The sequence below is a fragment of the Hymenobacter lapidarius genome, from assembly GCF_001816145.1.
Taxonomy (GTDB): domain Bacteria; phylum Bacteroidota; class Bacteroidia; order Cytophagales; family Hymenobacteraceae; genus Hymenobacter; species Hymenobacter lapidarius.
Map to the genome: position 1 here is coordinate 12,233 of NZ_MDZB01000109.1, position 17,986 is coordinate 30,218.

A 17,986-nucleotide genomic window follows, 5' to 3' on the forward strand; every position below is an offset into this window, starting at 1 on the left:
GCATCAAAATAGGTACAAACGAGTAACGCCGGGGGCCGATAAAAGCTACTGCCGCAGGTGTATCTTAGAGGCCACAAACCCGCTTTTTTCATCTTTTGTTTCTCCTTGCCTTCCCAATTATCATGAAAAAGACCCTGTTTGCCCTCGCATTGCTGGCTTTCACCGGTACCACCGCTTTCGCCCACGAAGGCGACGAAAAAGAAGGTAAGAAAGGCAAGAAGAAAGCCGTTTGCACCACTGAGGCTAAAGCCAGCTGCAGCAAGGAGATGGCTGCGGCCATGCCCAACTGCTGCATGAACAAAGGCGCCAAAACCGCTGCCGTGAAGCCCGCCGAGAAAGCCCCTGCCACGGTGAAGCTATAGTTGCTGCTGGCTTTGGCATTTATAGAAAAACAGAAAGCCGCCTTGGAAACGAGGCGGCTTTCTGTTTTTCTATAAATGCCAATCCGCCTCAGAACTTTCATGCTGAGCGGAGCCTCCTATTACCGCTGAACGACCGGTTCTGCCCTGATAGGATGCTTAGCTGCACTCAGCATGACAGTTTATATTGGGTACGTTCTAAGCAGAGTTGGACCGCTCCAAGGCTGTTTTGTGGCACAACGCGAATGCGGGCCTGTATGGGCGTGCTTATTTTTGCCTTTTACTCCTCTTGCTATGCGCCAATACCAAGCCCTGCTCCGCCAAATCCTCGCCACCGGCACCGTGAAAACCGACCGTACTGGCACGGGCACCGTGTCTATTTTTGGACCCCAGATGCGGTTCAATCTGGCTGAGGGGTTCCCACTGGTCACCACCAAAAAGGTGCACTTGAAGAGCATCATCCACGAATTGCTGTGGTTCCTGCAGGGTGACACCAACATTGCCTACCTTAGGGAGCACGGCGTGAAAATTTGGGATGAGTGGGCCGATGCCGCCGGCGAGCTGGGCCCCGTGTACGGCCACCAGTGGCGCAGCTGGCCCGATGGCCGCGGCGGCCATATCGACCAAATCAGCACCATCATCCAGCAGCTCAAGACCCAGCCCGACTCGCGCCGCATCCTCGTGTCGGCCTGGAACGTGGCCGAGCTGCCCGAAATGAAGCTGCAGCCCTGTCATGCGCTTTTCCAATTTTATGTGGCCGACGGCAAGCTTTCGTGCCAGCTCTACCAACGTTCGGCCGATGTGTTTTTGGGGGTGCCCTTCAACATTGCCAGCTACGCGCTGCTCACCCTCATGGTGGCCCAGGTGACGGGCCTGCAACCCGGCGAATTCATCTGGACCGGCGGCGACACCCACCTCTACAGCAACCACCTCGAACAAGCCAACCTGCAGCTGACCCGCGAGCCCCACGCCCTGCCCCAGATGCGCATCAACCCAGCGGTGATGGATATTTTCGGGTTCAAGTACGAAGACTTTAAGCTGGAAAACTATGAGCCCTGGCCCGCAATAAAAGCGCCGGTTGCCGTTTAGGTAACCGGATGAAACTATTGCTACTAACCGCTTTATATAGTGGCGTCTGCTGCTCAGCGCAAGCACAGACCTACTCCGCGCCCGGAATGCCACTGCATTTGCAGCGCCGGGTGCCGCCACCAGTAGCGAAGCCTAATGTGCCCGGTGTTGCTGTCGTTTCGCCTATGCTGCCGCGTTTCTGGCAGCAAACCGATACTGCCCGCCGCCGGGAATCTCATCAGTTTTACCACTTTATAAATAGCCAACTCAAGTATCCAGGTAATACGCTGCGAGCAGGAATTGACGGGATACTATATGTGCACCTGACAATTGCAGCCACCGGTGCTGTAAGCCAAGCAATGATTAAGCGGCGCGAGTTAAAAGCGGAAGGAGGAGAAGATTCCTATGCTGAAAAAGGCTATGCTGACCTAGACGCCGAAGTCCTGCGGGTGGCGCGTTTCCTGCGCTTTCAGCCCAATGGTGCGGCGACTGATACGATTACTATTGCTTATCGTTTCAGAATGCAGTAAAAACGGTGTTGGGAGCGTTAAATAATGTGTTTTTAACCCTTTGCAATGTTCTGACGGCCGCGATATTGGCCGTAAAAGCTGCATCCGCCGCCAGTAATTCTTTTTTTTCAAACAGCCCTTCCCGGCAGTCCATTCCCGCCGCCCGCGCCGCTCGCATCACCTGTGCCCGGCGCACGCCAGCCACGCAACCGCTTTCTAGCGAAGGGGTAAACAGCACGCCGTCTTTCTCCCAGAAAATAGCTGCCGCGCCCGCCTCTGCTACGTGTCCGTGGGCATCGCAGAGAATAATTTCATCGAGTCCACGCTGTTGCCGCTCGTGGGCGGCCCGCACGTAGAGCCACGCCTGCGGGCCTTTGCAAAAGCTGAGTGGGGAATAAATGGAATGGGTTTCGAGGGCAAAGTCAGCTTTGGCAATGGGCGAATCATCGGCGACAAAAGGCTCAGCGGTGGCCAGCCATTCGGCGGCATCGGTGAGGGGCGTGTAGCGCCCGCCGCCGCCGCGCCAGAGTTGCAGGCGCAGGCGGGCGTCGGGCAGGGCGTTGGCTTGCGCGAGGGCGGCCAGCGTGGTTTCCAGGGCTTCGGCAGTGGCCAGCGCGGCGGGCAGCGTGAGGTAGAGGGCCGCTGCGGCCTGCTGCATGCGGGCGTAGTGCTCGGCCGCGAGGCGCAGGCGGCCCGCCGTGAAAACCAGCGTTTCAAAAAAACCGTCGCCAAAGGCCAGTCCGCGGTTGGGCAGCGTCAGGCCAAATTCCTCCGTGGCCTGCAAGCGGCCGTTGTAAAGCAATTGCTTCATCGCGCCAGCCACAAAATCCGTAAAATCTGAAAAAGCCCCATGAATCCGTGGTTCAGAAGAGGAGAAACTTCTTGCCAGGCAGCGCCCGCACCACGCCCCGGAACTCCAGGGCCAGCAGCAGCGAAGCCACGGCGTAGATGGGCAGCTGGGCCTTCCAGGCCAATTCGTCCATTTGCAGCTCACGGCCGGGCGCGGCGGCCAGCACGGCTATCAGCCCAAATTCATCGGCCGTAAAATCATCGGGCGAATACGAAATGGTGGGTTTGAACTTGCCCGACTGGTGTAAAGCGGCGTCCCAGTTCAGCAGCTGTTCCAAATCGAGCGGCTCGGTGTAAATGGCCGCTTTGTTGGCTTTGATAAGCGCGTTGCAGCCGGCCGATGCCTCCGAGCCCAGGTTGCCGGGCACGGCCAGCACGTCGCGGTCATAGCTCAGGGCCAGCTCAGCGGTGATAAGGGCGCCGCCTTTGATGGCGGCTTCCACCACCACGGTACCGTCGGAAAGGCCCGCTATAATGCGGTTGCGGGCCGGAAAGTTGTAGCGGTCGGGCGGCGTGCCGAAGGGAAATTCGGTGAGCAGACCGCCCTGCTCGCGCATTTTATCGGCGGTTTTTTGGTGGGCGTGCGGGTAAATTCGGTCCAGACCGGTAGCCATCACCCCCACGGTTTCCAAGCCTTCCTGCAGAGCGGCGCGGTGGGCCATGATGTCGATGCCATACGCTAGGCCGCTCACTACCAACGGCCGGTGGGGCAGCAGCCCTTGTACAATGCGCTCGGTTTGCTCGCGGCCGTAGTCGGTGGCTTTGCGGGTGCCTACCAGCGCCACGGTTTTGGGGGCGTTCAGGTCGGCCGTGCCCTGATAGTAGAGAATGGCGGGCGCGTCTGGAATCTGTTTGAGGCGGTTGGGAAAGCGTTTGCTGGTGTAAAAAATGATTTCCACGCCGTCCTTCTCGGCTTTTTTCAGGTCGGCTTCGGCTTTGCGGAAAGCGGTTTCACGGTCCTTGCCAGTGAGAATAGTCACAGTGGCTGCACCCACACCGGGAATGCGGCGCAGCTTGCCGGGCGGCATCATCAGCACATTTTTGGCTGAGCCGCCGTAGCTCATCAGCTGCCGCGTGAGCTGCGGGCCGATGCCGGGAATCAGCGTAAGGGCCAGCTCGTGGAAGAGGAGTTCGTTCATCGGTTCACCTCACCCCCCGGCCCCCTCTCCTTGGGGAGAGGGGGAGCCTGATGACTTTGGGCTGGGTAAGTAGTTGTTGAGGTAGGTAGAAATTAGGTTTAGAATGTGGGTTGGGTGCTGTAGAACTTCTTCATTGGTAAAGCGCCTGTTGTGAAACCCCAATTCTTGTAAATCGTGCGTGCGGCCTCCGTCATATTGGGCTTGCTCTACTTCAAAATGATACTCGCCATCCACTTCAATAATAAGCCAGGCGGGTAGGCAAGTGAAATCAACGATGTATCGCTCGATAGCGTGTTGACGCCGAGAGCGCGGCGCCAAAATATTGCTCCTCAGCAATTGCCAAAGCGCATTTTCCGCCTTCGTTAAGCCATGACGATTCGAGTAGGCGAAGCCTTTTAGTATCCGCCACCGCTCTGCATTAGTCATGTAAGCGTGATAGTGTGACAGCTTATCATCTAATTCAGTGCGCATCAATTAAACGCGGTGAGTAGGATTTGAAAAAGTCGTCAGGCTCCCCCTCTACCCAAGGCTTCGCGCATTAAGCGGACCGGGGGCCGGGGGGTGAGGTTATTCCGGCTCCGCCTTTCCGGCCGTCTCCACCTCCTTCTTCAAACTCACCAGAAACGCCCTGATTTTCTCCAGACTTTGTACCACGTCAATCTTCTCCTTTAGCTGCGGGCCTTTTTGCTTGAGCATGTCGCGGGCGCCGGGAATGGTGTAGCCGCGTTCCTTCACCAAGTGGTAGATGGTGCGGAACACTTCGATGTCCTGTGGGGTGTAGAGGCGGTTGCCTTTCTTGCTGCGGCGGGGGCGCAACTCGTCAAATTCGGTCTCCCAGAAGCGCACCAGCGACTCGGCCACCTTGAACTGGGCGGCCACCTCGCCGATGGTAAAGTACTGTTTCTCGATGCTGCGCTCTTTATAGGGCATATGGCTACCTTTGCTTTTCAGCCGAAAAGTACCTAAAAAAACCGCATTCGCTGCTAATCCGGCCGCGTTGCCTTCCTTGTTTATGTCGCTCCCCACCGCCGCCGTTGTTCGCCAGCAATTCCTCGATTTCTTCGCCTCGAAAGGCCACCACATCGTGCCCTCGGCCCCCATTGTGGTGAAAGACGACCCCACGCTGCTGTTTATCAACAGCGGCATGGCCCCGTTTAAGGACTATTTCCTGGGCAACAAGCCCGCGCCCTACAAGCGCATTGCCGATACCCAAAAGTGCCTGCGCGTGAGCGGCAAGCACAACGACCTGGAGGAAGTGGGCTACGATACCTATCACCACACCATGTTCGAGATGCTCGGTAACTGGTCGTTTGGTGATTATTTCAAGAAAGACGCCATTGCCTGGGCCTGGGAGCTGCTCACCGACGTGTACAAGCTGGACAAGGACCGCCTGTACGTCACTTATTTTGAAGGCGACGCGGGTGACAAGCTGGCGGCCGACACCGAAACCCAGAACCTGTGGCGCCAGTACACCACCGACGACCGAATCCTGCCCGGCAACAAAAAAGACAACTTTTGGGAGATGGGCGACACCGGCCCCTGCGGCCCGTGCACCGAAATCCACATCGACCTGCGCTCCGAGGAGGAGCGGGCCGCCACCTCCGGCCGCGACCTCGTGAACGCCGACCACCCGCAAGTGGTGGAAGTGTGGAACAACGTATTTATGGAATTCCAGCGCCTCGCCGACAAGAGCCTGGTGAAGCTGCCCGCCCAGCACGTGGACACCGGCATGGGCTTCGAGCGCCTGATGATGGCTGTATCGGGTGTGAAATCGAACTACGACACCGACGTGTTTCAGCCGCTTATTCAGTTCATTGCCAACGAAGTAGGAGTGGAGTACCACGGCACCGCGCCCGCCAAGGTAACCGACCAGCCCACCACCGAAAACGAGAAAACGGACATCGCCATCCGCGTGATTGCCGACCACATCCGCACCATCGCCTTCACCATTGCCGACGGCCAGCTGCCCAGCAACGTGAAAGCCGGCTACGTAATCCGCCGCATTCTGCGCCGTGCCGTGCGCTACGCGTTTTCGTCACTCAACCAAAAGCAGCCCTTCCTTTTCAAGCTGGTGCCCGTGCTGGCCGACCAGATGCGCAATATTTTCCCCGAGCTGAAAGCCCAAACGGCTTTCGTGCAGCGCGTAATTGAGGAGGAGGAAATTGCCTTCCTGAAAACGCTGGAAACCGGCCTGCGCCGCCTCGACGCGCTGGAAGAAGCTGCCCGCGCCAACGGCAACCGCATCGACGCCAAAACGGCGTTCGAGCTGTCCGATACCTTCGGCTTCCCACTGGACCTTACGGCCCTCATCGCCCGCGAAAAAGGCCTGACCGTGGACGAGGAAGGCTTCCAGAAGGAGCTGGCGCAGCAGAAGAACCGCAGCCGCAACGCCCAGGAAACCGAGCAGAGCGACTGGACCGTGGTGGCCGATACCGACGAGCAGCCCGCCTTCGTGGGCTACGACCTCGACGCCGCGCCGGCCCGTATTTTGCGCTACCGCAAGACCACGGCCAAGGGCAAAACCGAGTACCAGCTGGTGCTCGACCAGACCGCGTTCTACGCCGAGAGCGGCGGGCAGGTGGGCGACACCGGCTTCCTGGAAGGTGATTTTGCCACGCTGCGGGTGATTGACACCAAGCGCGAAAACGACCTCATCGTGCACACCGTTCTGGATTTGCCCCAGGACCTGACCGGCGAATTCATGAGCCGGCCCGATGCCGCCCGTCGCACCCAGATTCGGCAGAACCACTCGGCTACGCACTTGGTGCAGGCCGCTTTGCGCGAGGTGCTGGGTAGCCATGTGCAGCAGAAAGGCTCACTGGTGAACGAGAAATTGCTGCGCTTTGACTTCTCGCACTTCACCAAAGTCACCGACGACCAGCTGCGCCAGATTGAGCGCATCGTGAACGAGAAGATTCGCCAGCAAATCCCGCTCGACGAGCGCCGCAACGTGCCCATCGCTAAAGCCAAAAACTTGGGCGCCATGGCCCTGTTTGGCGAAAAATACGGCGAGTTTGTCCGCGTCATAACTTTCGACAAAGGCTTCTCAGTGGAGCTGTGCGGGGGCCTGCACGTGCCCAATACCGGTACCATCGGCTACCTCAAAATCACGACCGAAAGTGCCGTGGGCGCTGGCGTGCGCCGCATTGAGGCCGTGACCGGCGCGGGCCGAAGCCTACGTGAACCAGCAGCTTGACCTGCTCAGCCAAGTGCGCGAGACGCTGGGCAACCCGCAGCATCTCATTCCCAGCATTGAAAAGCAGAGCGAAGAAATTACCACGCTCCGCAAGCAGCTGGAGCAGTTTGAGCAGCAAAGCCTGAACCAGCAGAAAGACCAGCTCGCCACTCAGGTGAAGGAGTTGAACGGCGTGAATTTCCTGGCCGCCGTGGTGCAGACCGGCTCCGCCGAATCCCTCAAAACCCTGGCCTTCAACCTCCGTCAGGTAGTGCCCAACTTGGTGTTGGTGCTCGGGGCCGAAATTGACGGCAAGCCCCAACTGGCCGTGATGCTGGACGACGAAATTGCCAAAATCGGTAAGCTAAACGCCACCACGCTGGTGCGCGAGTTGGCAAAGGAAATCCAGGGCGGCGGCGGCGGGCAGCCGTTCTTCGCCACAGCCGGCGGCAAGAACGTGGCCGGGCTGGCGGCGGCTATTGCTAAGGCGGAAGGGCTTATTAATGGCATTAAATTAAATGGAGGATAAAAACGGTTTCCCTGTTTTAATAATGATAAACATCTGCTTGAATACGGCAGCCTGGGAAAGCCTGAAGTATGACCTGAATCCGCATGCAGTGGGAACGTCTTATTTTGAATATTTGAAAGGGCATGAGTAATTCCACATAAATACTGCTCTTAAAGAGGGCTCTGCGTGAAGCTTGTTAGTTGAATTAAGTGCCCTAGCTGTGTTAATATGCGAATTATCAGAATCAAATGTTTGAATAATTTCGCAATCAAATAGCGGTTGGGTTTATGAATGCGTATGCACTGTGATGAAAGAATAAGAAGTGTTGATAACGACTAGGTTGCTCCATTCATGTCTTTTAAAACGTTCTTGCATGAAAACCTGCATATTCTACCTGGGATGGCTTCTAGCTTGGCCGTTGGCCGGCCAGGCCCAAGGGCCGGGGTTGCTCAATCCGGTTGCTTATTTCTTCACCGAGGACTTTAAGGCTACCACGGCCGACGACTCACTGGCATACTGCGTCGAAACCACGTTCCGCGACAGCCTGTCGGGAATGATGCGGGTGTATTATCCTTCGGGAAAGCTCAAGCAATTCGTTCCTCATGGTGATGTGCGGCGGCGCATAATTTACGGCACCCTCTCCAACTGGTACGAGAACGGCGCGATGCGCTCCAAGGAAGACTTTGTGATGGGCAAGCGCCACGGCGACCTGCTCACCTACTACCCGGATGGTACCCCGAAGCGCCGAGAGCAACATGTGCACGGACGGGGCGGCGTGGGGTCGTGCTACGCTCCCGATGGCTCTCCTGTGCCTTATTTCGGCTACGAGCAGCTGCCCCTTTACCCGGGCGGCGAAACAGAGCTGTTGAAAGAAATAACGCGAGGTGTACGCCTGAATCCGAAAGAGACGGCTGAAATGCGCCAGGAAATTGCGCAGGTAATGAACACGCCGCACAAAAACTGGAAACGTGAAGTGCTGGTTGAACTGGTCGTGGCCGAAGACGGCCGCCTGGCCGATGCCAGAGTAGTACTGTCCGGAAGCCCTTATCTGAGTGCCGCCACCCTGCGGTCCGTCGCTCAGTTGAAGCGGCAGTTCATGCCGGCCCGCCGCGACGGCCAAGTGGTGAAATGCCACTTTATAGTGCCGGTTTCTTTCACGCTCGAGATACCACCGCAAGCCGCTTCGAAGTTCTATGGGCAGCCTCCCGAGTTCTACGGGCAGCCTCCCGGGCTTCTCGGCCGCTAAAACATTTGGTGGTCTAAATCGGGGTGGTGCCACGATTATTTGGTCGTGGTACCACTAATTCCACAACGAGCTATGCCGGTGCTAGCGCTGCTAGTAGTGGTACCACGAACCCCTATGGGGAATTCGTGGCACACCCCCAGGGATATGCCTCCGTAAATGCCCTCCGCCTTTTATACTACCCCATACTGCCGGTGAAAACACTTCTCATCTGTTCCGCATGGCTACTGGCGTTCCCTTTCGCGGCGCAGTCGCAAGCTCCGGCGCCGGCTTTGCCGTTGCCCGGAAGCAGCTTTTTTCATGCCGATTTCAGCCCCGCTACGGCGGATGATTCTACGGCCTTTTGCGCCGAAACCACCTTCCGCGACAGCCTCACGGGGGTAACGCGCGTGTACTACCCCTCGGGGCGACTCCAGCAATTTGTGCCCTATGGCGACGTGCGCCGCCGCGTGCTTCACGGCACGCTCACTACCTGGTACGAGGACGGCACCATGAGCACCAAGGAAGACTACGTGGCCGGCCGGCGCCACGGCGACCTGCTTACCTACTACCCCGACGGGGCCCTGAAGCGGCGCGACCGGTTTGACAAGGACCGCAGCGGCGTTGGCAACTGCTACGCCCCCGACGGGACCCACCTGCCCTACTTTGCCTACGAGCAGCTCCCGCTCTACCCCGGCGGCGATGCTGGCCTGATGGACGAGCTGGAGCGCGGCTTGCGGCGCGGCCTGAGCCCGAAGGAAATCAATGCCATGTACAACGAAGGCCGCTGGGCCCTCACCGCGTCGCCAGGCAGTTGGAAGCGGGAAGTGCTGGTGGAACTGGTGGTGGCCGAAGACGGCCGCGTGACCAACTACCAGGTGGTGCGTTCCAACGCCCCCGCCCTGAACAACGCCGCGCTGCGGGCGGCGGCCAAGCTCTCCCGGCAGTTTGTACCGGCGCGGCGCGACGGCCAAACGGTGGTCAGCTACTTCGTGGTGCCCGTGAAGTATGCCGTGCCGCTACCCCCGCGCCAGGGGCAGGGGCTGAGCACGCCGCGCCCGATTCCGAGCCGCTGGTAGGACTGGGGCCGGCGGGCAGTAAGTTTTTGGAGCACGCCGCGCCCGGGGCCGCCGGCCAGCTTCTCCCCAGCCGTTACCTTTGCGAGCAATCAGCCCTTAGCCCCCTGCGTTTTTTTTATTATGGACGAAGCCCTGCTTGCCAAATACCAGCCCGTTATCGGCCTTGAAGTACACGCTCAGCTGCTGACTCACAGCAAAATGTACTCGTCGGACGAAAACGAGTACGGCGTGGCGCCCAACACCAACCTCTCGGTTATTACCCTCGGCCACCCCGGTACCTTGCCCAAGGTGAACCGTACGGCCGTGGAGTTTGCCATGAAAATGGGCCTGGCCACCAACTGCACCATCCGCCGCGACAACCTGTTTGCGCGCAAAAACTACTTTTACCCCGACCTGCCCAAGGGCTACCAGATTACGCAGGACAAAACCCCCATCTGCCACGATGGCCACGTAGACGTACGCCTGGCCGACGGCACGGTGAAGAAAATCGGCGTCACCCGCATTCACATGGAGGAAGACGCGGGCAAGAGCATGCACCTGGCCGGCGAAACCGAAACCCTGGTCGACCTCAACCGTGCCGGCGTACCGCTGATTGAGATTGTGAGCGAGCCCGATATCCGCACCGGCGAGGAGGCCTACAATTACCTCATCGAAATCAAAAAGCTGGTCGAGTACCTCGGCATCTGCGACGGCAACATGGAGGAAGGCTCGCTGCGTTGCGACGCCAACGTTTCCATCATGCGCGTGGGCGCCGATAAGTTCGGCACCAAGGTGGAGGTCAAGAACATGAACTCCTTCCGCAACGTGCAGCGGGCCATTGCCTACGAAATCGAGCGGCAGATTGCCATTGTGGAAGCCGGTGGGGAAGTGGGCAGCGAGACCCGCGGCTTCGACGCCGCCAGCGGCACCACCAACGCCCAGCGCAGCAAGGAAACCCTCAACGACTACCGCTATTTCCCCGAGCCGGACCTGCCGCCCCTCATCATCTCCGATGAATGGCTGCACCGCGTGGCCGCAGAGCTGCCGGCCCTGCCGCAGCAGCTCTACTCGCGCTTCACCGGCGAGCTGGGCCTGAACGACTACGACGCCTCGGTGCTGGTGGACCAAAAAGAAGTGGCCCTATTCTTCGACGACCTCTCGCGCCTCACACCCAACGCCAAGGCCGCGGCCAACTGGGTGATGGGCCCCGTGAAGTCCTACCTCAACGAGCGCGCCCTCACCATGGCCGATTTCCCGCTGGATGCGGCCCAGTTGGCCGGCATCATCGAGCTGATTGACGCCGGCAAGCTCAACTATTCGGTGGCTTCCAAGCAGCTATTTCCGCATTTGCTCGACCATCCTACTGCCAACGCAACCGGCGCGGCCGAAAGCCTGGGCCTGCTCGCCCAAGCCGATAATGGTGAGCTGGCCACGCTGGTGCAGCAAGTGCTGGCCGCCAACCCCGCCAAGGTAGCAGAATACCGGGGCGGCAAAAAGTCGCTCACCGGCATGTTCATGGGCGAGCTCATGAAACTAACCGGCGGCAAAGCCGACCCCAAACTGGCCAACCAGCTGCTGCGCGCGGCGCTAGAAGGGTAGAAGGCGGCTGGGCTAGCCGGCTCCTACGGCTGCGCTGCCGTCCTGACTCGGCTATTCGGTTGGAACAATACATTGAGTGGCCCGCGTTGGCATACTTCACGCACAAGCTTCGGCATATGCTTCATTTTCCCTCTATGATTAAAACTGTTTTCCTCGCTGCCACGGTGCTGGGCATGGCCAATTCCTGCCAAAATGCCGCCGCCGCGGACGGCTACGAGATAACGGGCCAGTTGAAAAACGCCCCGGCCGGACCGTGCTGCGCCTATCGGAGCTGGTGTCTAACCAGTTTGTTGAGAAAGGCCAGGCCAAAACCGACGCCTCGGGTAAGTTCGTGCTCAAGGGCACCAGCGCCCTACCGGGCATCTACCAGCTCAAAGTAGACGATGCCAATCAGGTGCTGCTGCTGCTCGACAACAAAACGCACATAGAGCTGAGCGGCGATGCCAAAAGCTTGCCGGCCACCTACAGCGTGAAAGGCAGCAAGGATACCGAAGTGCTGCGCAAGCTCACCCAGGTGATGGAAGGCAGCAAGACCGAGCTACAGGCCCTGGGCCAGCGCTACAACGCCGCCGGCCAGGCCGGCAAAGCCGAGGAGATGCAGGCCGTAGAAAAGCAGTACTACTCGATTCAGGCCCGTAACAATGCCCGCCTGAAAAGCCTGATTCGCAGCAATGCCACCTCCGTGGTGAGCGGCTTTGCCGTGGGGGCCTTTCTTAGCCCTGAAGAAGACTTTCAGTTTGTGGATTCCGTAGCCAGCGTGCAGCGCAAGGCCAACCCCAATTCCCCCTTTACCAAGGAGCTCACGGCGCGCCTGGAGCCCATGCGGACCACGGCCACCGGCGCCATGGCCCCCGAAATCAACTTGGCCAAACCCGAAGGCGGCACCATGGCGCTCAGCAGCCTGCGCGGCAAGTACGTGCTGCTCGACTTCTGGGCCAGCTGGTGCGGCCCGTGCCGCCAGGAAAACCCCAACGTGGTGCGTGCCTACAACCAGTTCAAGGACAAGGGATTCACCATTTATTCGGTGTCGCTAGACCAGGACAAGGGCAAGTGGCAGAAAGCCATTGCCGCCGATAACCTGACCTGGCATCACGTCTCGGACCTGGCGGGCTGGAATAGCGCCGGCGGCGCGGCTTACGGCGTCAAATCCATTCCTCAGTCGTACCTGATTGACCCCCAAGGCCGCATTATTGCCAAGAACCTGCGCGGCGAAGCACTGTCTGCCAAGCTTGAGGAGGTGCTGGGTAAGAAGCTGATGAAGTAGAACTTGCTGCCGCAGTGAAACGAAAAGGGCCCAATGGCATGCCGGTGGGCCCTTTTCGTTTGCACTGCGGTAGGGACGCGCCTTGGGGCGTTCAATCGTTGAATAATCAAGCCATTGCCCAAAATGCACCTGAAAATCTATTGGGCGTTGCTGAACATGGCTTGCAATCCGGGCCAGAGGCGTTTTTTGAGGCTTACGTCGTACTCCACCAAATCGACGGTGGCCGACGCCAGGTAGGAGAGGCCTAGCGTGGTGAACAACACGGGCTCGTAAATCTGGGTGTTGCGGATGGTCACGTCAAGCAGATTTTTGCCGAAGGCAATGATGTGGGTGGCGGCCAGCTCGCGGCGCAGGTTCTGCAACGCCACGGGCAGGTCCGATTCGACGTTTACCAGTACCACATCGGCCATAACTAGGCCCAGGGCCTGCAGCATTTTGTTCAGAAACACGTTGCGGTGCAGCTTCTGGAATTGCTCATTGGGCAAACGGAACAACAGCAGCACGCCCTGGGCATTGTCGCCCAGCGTGGAAAACTGCGTGAGCATGACCGGGGGCACCGCTGGCGCGGCAGCCGGCGCCGCTGTCTCCGGGGCCCGGGCTGGTGCCACCAGCCGGGGAGCCGGCCCGGCGGCCGGCTCCGGGTGAATACCCGGCTGGTTGAAGCCCGAAGCCAGCCGTTCGAGGCCGGCCGTGGGGTTGCTGTAGCTTCTGGAAGGAATGGGCAGGGAGGCGGGCGCTAGTGGCGCCGGGGCTACCGCCGGTGCTTTAGGCGCGAGAGGTGCCGTAACTGCCGCTGTCTGGGGCACGGGCGGCGCCACAGGAACCGGTGCCTCAGCAGCTGGCTCGGCAGGCAAGTACAGGGTTACATCGGTGTAAAAATTCTGCAGGAAAGCCAACTTTTCAGCGGACATGGCGAGGAGGCGTTGAAGGGTATTGCAGGGTAAAGTAATGCAAATCGGCGACTTGCGGGGCCCGAAGCTAAATCGCAAACAAGGCTTTGAGCTCGGACGCTTCGTCGGGTTTCATGCGGCCGGCCAGTACCAGGCGCAGCTGCCGCCGGCGCAAGGCCCCATCGTACAGCCGCACTTCATCGTCGGTGGTGGGCACGGCCTCGGGCACGTCGATGGGCCTGCCGGCCTGGTCCACGGCCACAAACGTGAAGAAGGCTTCGTTGGTCTTCATTTTGGTGCCGCTGGGAATGTCCTCGGCCCACACATCGATGTGCACTTCCATGCTGGAGCTGAAGGCGCGCGTGACCTGCGCCTGCAGCGTCACCACGTTGCCGAGGCGGATGGAGTCGCGAAACGACACGTTATCGACCGATGCCGTGACCACAATGCGGTTGGAGTGCTTTTGGGCCGCGATGGCGGCGGCAATGTCCATGAGGTGCATCATGCGGCCGCCCATGAGGTTGTTGAGGGTGTTGGTGTCGTTGGGGAGCACCAACTCGGTCATGATGACGAACGAGTCAGAAACGGGTTTTTGCTTGCGCATGGGGGAGGTATCAGTGGTAAATGGCGGCGGCGAGGGGTATCCGCACCGGGGCAAAGGTACGGCCCGGCCCCAGCCCGGCCGGGCACCAAAAAGCCCCAATTTCGGATTGGGGCTTTCGGGCGAAGTGTGGCGGGCGCTCAGGCCCGCTAATGCTGCCGTCCCCGGCCGGCGGGTGGGCTTACTGCTTCCAGCCGCTGGCCCCGAGCAGCGGCACGAAGCGAAAATCCTCAAACTCCTCCCGGATGAAAGACTCGGGGCCTTCCCGGGTCACGCGCAGCATGCGCTGCGTCTGATTGTCGCCCACGGGTATCACCAGCCTGCCGCCCACACGCAGCTGGCGCAGCAGCGCCGGCGGCAGGCTTGGCGCGCCGGCCGTCACCAGAATGCCATCGAAGGGCGCCCGGTTGGGCAGGCCTAGAGAGCCGTCGCCGCAATGCAGCGCGGCCGCCCCCGCGCCCAGGGCCGCCAAAAACTGCCGGGTGCGGCCGTACAGCACTTCGTTGAACTCAATGCTGTCAACATGGGGCGTGAGCTGCAGCAGCACCGCGCACTGGTAGCCCGAGCCGGTGCCCACCTCCAGCACGCGGTCGGTGGGCTGCACGCCCAGCAGCTGGGTTTGGTAGGCCACGGTGTAGGGCTGCGAAATGGTCTGGCCCTCGCCAATGGGAAACGCCTTGTCCTGGTAAGCGTGGGCCTCAAACGCCGGCGCAAAGAACAAGTGGCGGGGCACGGCGGCCAGCGCGGCCAGCACCGGCTCGGCGTGGATGCCGCGCTGCCGCAGCTCGCGTACCAGCGCGCGCCGCTGGCCTTGGTGGCGGTAAGTATCCTGAAGCATCGAAGCGGCCACAATTATTTGAATTAAGTACTGAATCAGGCTGGTGTTCGGCCCCGAAATGCGGCGAGCGGCCCGGCTTCTTCCCACAATACGCGCATGCCCTACCTTTGCCCGCCCCGGTTTTTGCGTTCCGGACGCTAAAATACTACCCAACCCACCGTTTTGCTGCTTATTCGCCGCTACCAATACGCCAAGCTCGTGGCTGCCGATTTCGGGGCGGCGTTGCTGGCGTGGATGTGCTTCTTTCTGTTGCGCAAGTATTTGCTCAACGAACTGACGGGCTATCATTTCAATGCGGCTGCCCTGTTCAACCTCGCCTCCTCTGCCCTGGCCATTGCCATTTTCTGGACCACTCTCTACGTCCTGATTGGGGAGTACCGGGACATTTACCGCAAGTCGCGGCTGTCCGAAATCATCCGCCTGGCCCGCGTTTCGCTGTTGGGCGCCATCGTTATCTTTTTTGTCTTACTGCTCGACGACGAAGGCGTGGTGAACTACCGGCTGTATTACAAGACGATATCGGCCTATTTTCTGGTCCATTTTTCTCTCACGGCCGTGTTGCGTACCTGGGCCGTGAGCAGCGTGCAACGCCAGATTCGCAAGGGCCGTATATCCTTTCCTACGCTACTGGTGGGTTCCAATGCTCTTGCGCTCAACACCTTTCGTGAGCTGGAGCGCACCAGCAAGCACCTGGGCCTGCAGCTGATAGGCTTCACCTCCATTACCGATACCGTGGACCCCGGCCTGGCCGCCGAGCTGCCCGACCGCGGCTCCTACCACCGACTGCCGGCGCTGGTGCGCGCCCTCAAAATCGAGCAGATTGTTATTGCCATCGAGCCCAGCGAGCACCGCCTCATTCAGGATATCCTGACCCTGCTGGAGGGCACGCCAGCCCGCATCAGCATCCTGCCCGACCTCTACCAGATGCTGCTGGGCTCGGTGAAAGTGCACCATTTGTTTGGCACGCCGCTCATCGAAATCAAACACGACCTGCTGTCGGTGTGGCAGGGGGTGGTGAAGCGGTTGTTCGACGTGGTGGGCTCGGCCTTGTTTATGGTGCTGGCCAGCTGGGTGTATGCTTTCACGGCCATCATGGTCAAGCTGTCGTCGCCCGGCCCGGTGTTTTACCGGCAGGAGCGAATCGGCATCAACGGGCACCCGTTCCGCATCATCAAGTTCCGGTCGATGTATCTGGATGCCGAGAAACTGGGCCCCGCGCTCAGCTCCGACCACGACCCCCGCATCACGAAATGGGGCCGGTTCATGCGCAAAGTCCGCCTCGATGAGCTGCCCCAGTTCTGGAACGTGCTCAAGGGCGACATGAGCGTAGTGGGCCCGCGGCCGGAGCGGCAGTTTTTCATCGACCAGATTGTGAAAATTGCCCCGCACTACCGCCACCTGCACCGCGTGCGGCCGGGCCTCACGTCCCTCGGCCAGGTGAAGTACGGCTACGCCGAAACCGTGGCCCAGATGGTGGAGCGGCTCAAATTCGACATTCTATACATTGAAAACATGAGCCTGGCCATGGATTTCCGGGTGCTGCTTTACACGCTCAAAATTATTATGGAAGGACGGGGAAAGTAGGCGCTTCGCTTAATGAGGAATGAAGAATGAGGAATGAGGAATTGGAGGCGTACGCTAATTCTTCATTCCTCATTCTCAATTCCTCATTAAGCGAAGCGTAAGGTACCTTTGCGGTTGCCAGCCGGAACCATTCAAGTCCCGGGTGAATTGCACCACCTATGAATACCGAAGTAAAAGGACGAGTACTCGTTGCGATGAGCGGCGGAATTGATTCCAGTGTCGCGGCCGTATTGCTGCACGAGCAAGGCTACGAAGTGGTCGGGATGACCATGAAAACCTGGGACTATGCCAGCGCCGGCGGGTCCAAAAAAGAAACCGGCTGCTGCTCGCTCGACAGCATCAACGATGCCCGCGACATTGCCGTGCAGCTGGGCTTCCCGCACTACATCATTGATATCCGGGACGAGTTTGGCGATTTCGTCATCGATAATTTCACCGACGAATACCTCGCCGGCCGCACGCCCAACCCCTGCGTACTCTGCAACACTCACATCAAATGGGACGCGCTGCTGCGCCGGGCCGACCAGCTTGGCTGCGAGTTCATCGCCACCGGCCACTACGCCAACATCCGTAAGGATGCCGAAACCGGCCGTTTCGTGGTGAGCAAAGGCCTCGACGAGAACAAGGACCAAAGCTATGCCCTGTGGGGCGTGAGCCAGGCGAGCCTGAGCCGCACGCTGTTCCCGCTGGGCGGCATGCGCAAAACCGAGATTTACGACGAAGCCCGGCGGCGCGGCTTCAACGAGCTGGTGAACAAGCCTGAGAGCTACGAAATCTGCTTTATTCCCGACAACGACTACCGGAGCTTCCTGCGCCGCCGCGTGCCGGGCCTGGAGGCCCGCGTGGCTGGTGGCAATTTCGTGACTAAAAACGGCCGTGTCATTGGCAAGCACGAGGGCTACCCGTTCTACACCATTGGCCAGCGCAAGGGGCTGGGTGTGGCCCTGGGCTACCCGGCGTTCGTGCTCGAAATACGCCCCGATACCAACGAAGTGGTGCTGGGCAACTACGAAGAGCTGGCCAGCACGGCCACCGTGGTCGGCAAGCTCAACATGGGCAAGCTGGCCAGCCTGGCCGGCCAGGGCTTGGTGCCCGCCGTGGTGAAAGTGCGCTATAACCACGACGGCGCCCCGGCCTTCCTGGAAGAAGTGGACGGCAAAATCCGCGTGTATTTTGAAGCGCCCGTACACGCCATCACCCCCGGCCAGGCCGCCGTGTTCTACGACGGCCATGACGTGCTGGGCGGCGGCTGGATTGAGCGCCACGTAATAGGGGAATTTCCGCTACCTTTTGCCGCCCTCGCGGCCGGCCAATAAGGCTGCT

General features: G+C 59.7%; 16 protein-coding genes and 1 pseudogene. 10 read left to right on the forward strand and 7 right to left on the reverse strand.

The window, feature by feature from the left end; translation table 11 throughout:
• Positions 1-122: 122 nt before the first annotated feature.
• The 3 genes from BEN47_RS11230 (at position 123) to BEN47_RS11240 (ending at position 1,957) form a co-directional block, all read left to right on the forward strand.
• On the forward strand, positions 123-362 hold the full coding sequence (locus BEN47_RS11230; RefSeq protein ID WP_070728517.1) for a hypothetical protein: 240 nt from the start codon (positions 123-125) through the stop codon (positions 360-362).
• A 291-nt stretch (positions 363-653) separates the two neighbouring features.
• Positions 654-1,448, forward strand: coding sequence for a thymidylate synthase (locus BEN47_RS11235; protein ID WP_070728518.1), 795 nt, complete (start codon positions 654-656; stop codon positions 1,446-1,448).
• 86 nt (positions 1,449-1,534) lie between these two features.
• Positions 1,535-1,957 (forward strand): energy transducer TonB, encoded by a 423-nt coding sequence (locus tag BEN47_RS11240; protein WP_204378310.1) that lies wholly within the window; start codon positions 1,535-1,537, stop codon positions 1,955-1,957.
• On the opposite strand, the gene BEN47_RS11245 is transcribed toward BEN47_RS11240, so the two are convergent.
• From BEN47_RS11245 to BEN47_RS11260, 4 genes are all read right to left on the reverse strand, one after another.
• Positions 1,944-2,747: an aminotransferase class IV gene (locus tag BEN47_RS11245; RefSeq protein WP_070728520.1), complete on the reverse strand. Its 804-nt coding sequence runs from the start codon at positions 2,745-2,747 to the stop codon at positions 1,944-1,946. The two genes, BEN47_RS11240 and BEN47_RS11245, sit on opposite strands and share 14 nt — an antisense overlap.
• A gap of 52 nt (positions 2,748-2,799) precedes the next feature.
• Positions 2,800-3,924 carry a DNA-processing protein DprA gene (gene dprA / locus BEN47_RS11250; RefSeq protein WP_070728521.1) on the reverse strand — a complete coding sequence of 375 codons (1,125 nt, stop codon included), beginning with the start codon at positions 3,922-3,924 and terminating at the stop codon, positions 2,800-2,802.
• A gap of 9 nt (positions 3,925-3,933) precedes the next feature.
• A complete protein-coding gene (locus BEN47_RS11255; RefSeq protein ID WP_070728522.1) occupies positions 3,934-4,395 on the reverse strand; it encodes an endonuclease domain-containing protein in 462 nt (153 codons plus the stop codon).
• A 96-nt stretch (positions 4,396-4,491) separates the two neighbouring features.
• Positions 4,492-4,854: a MerR family transcriptional regulator gene (locus BEN47_RS11260; RefSeq protein WP_070728523.1), complete on the reverse strand. Its 363-nt coding sequence runs from the start codon at positions 4,852-4,854 to the stop codon at positions 4,492-4,494.
• An 82-nt stretch (positions 4,855-4,936) separates the two neighbouring features.
• Between BEN47_RS11260 and alaS the strand changes: the two are divergent.
• The 5 genes and pseudogenes from alaS to BEN47_RS11285 all read left to right on the forward strand — a co-directional run bounded on the left by alaS (position 4,937) and on the right by BEN47_RS11285 (position 12,750).
• Positions 4,937-7,628 (forward strand): annotated as a pseudogene (alaS, locus tag BEN47_RS11265) (alanine--tRNA ligase).
• A gap of 352 nt (positions 7,629-7,980) precedes the next feature.
• Positions 7,981-8,853: an energy transducer TonB gene (locus BEN47_RS11270; RefSeq protein WP_083322342.1), complete on the forward strand. Its 873-nt coding sequence runs from the start codon at positions 7,981-7,983 to the stop codon at positions 8,851-8,853.
• A 191-nt stretch (positions 8,854-9,044) separates the two neighbouring features.
• Positions 9,045-9,908, forward strand: coding sequence for a TonB family protein (locus tag BEN47_RS11275; RefSeq protein WP_125921630.1), 864 nt, complete (start codon positions 9,045-9,047; stop codon positions 9,906-9,908).
• A gap of 120 nt (positions 9,909-10,028) precedes the next feature.
• Positions 10,029-11,486, forward strand: coding sequence for an Asp-tRNA(Asn)/Glu-tRNA(Gln) amidotransferase subunit GatB (gatB, locus tag BEN47_RS11280; protein ID WP_070728526.1), 1,458 nt, complete (start codon positions 10,029-10,031; stop codon positions 11,484-11,486).
• A 253-nt stretch (positions 11,487-11,739) separates the two neighbouring features.
• Positions 11,740-12,750, forward strand: coding sequence for a TlpA disulfide reductase family protein (locus BEN47_RS11285; protein WP_070728527.1), 1,011 nt, complete (start codon positions 11,740-11,742; stop codon positions 12,748-12,750).
• A gap of 137 nt (positions 12,751-12,887) precedes the next feature.
• Here the strand turns inward: BEN47_RS11285 and BEN47_RS11290 are convergent, their stop codons facing one another.
• The 3 genes from BEN47_RS11290 to BEN47_RS11300 form a co-directional block, all read right to left on the reverse strand.
• Positions 12,888-13,661, reverse strand: coding sequence for a hypothetical protein (locus tag BEN47_RS11290; protein ID WP_070728528.1), 774 nt, complete (start codon positions 13,659-13,661; stop codon positions 12,888-12,890).
• A gap of 67 nt (positions 13,662-13,728) precedes the next feature.
• Positions 13,729-14,244 (reverse strand): acyl-CoA thioesterase, encoded by a 516-nt coding sequence (locus tag BEN47_RS11295; protein ID WP_070728529.1) that lies wholly within the window; start codon positions 14,242-14,244, stop codon positions 13,729-13,731.
• 178 nt (positions 14,245-14,422) lie between these two features.
• Positions 14,423-15,079 (reverse strand): protein-L-isoaspartate(D-aspartate) O-methyltransferase, encoded by a 657-nt coding sequence (locus tag BEN47_RS11300; RefSeq protein WP_070728530.1) that lies wholly within the window; start codon positions 15,077-15,079, stop codon positions 14,423-14,425.
• A gap of 162 nt (positions 15,080-15,241) precedes the next feature.
• Between BEN47_RS11300 and BEN47_RS11305 the strand changes: the two genes are divergently transcribed.
• Complete coding sequence (locus BEN47_RS11305) at positions 15,242-16,663, forward strand: sugar transferase (protein ID WP_239691570.1); 1,422 nt, start codon at positions 15,242-15,244, stop codon at positions 16,661-16,663.
• Positions 16,664-16,821: 158 nt separating this feature from the next.
• Entirely contained in the window at positions 16,822-17,979 is a 1,158-nt protein-coding gene (gene mnmA / locus BEN47_RS11310; RefSeq protein ID WP_083322343.1) for a tRNA 2-thiouridine(34) synthase MnmA, read from the forward strand.
• Positions 17,980-17,986 lie beyond the last annotated feature (7 nt).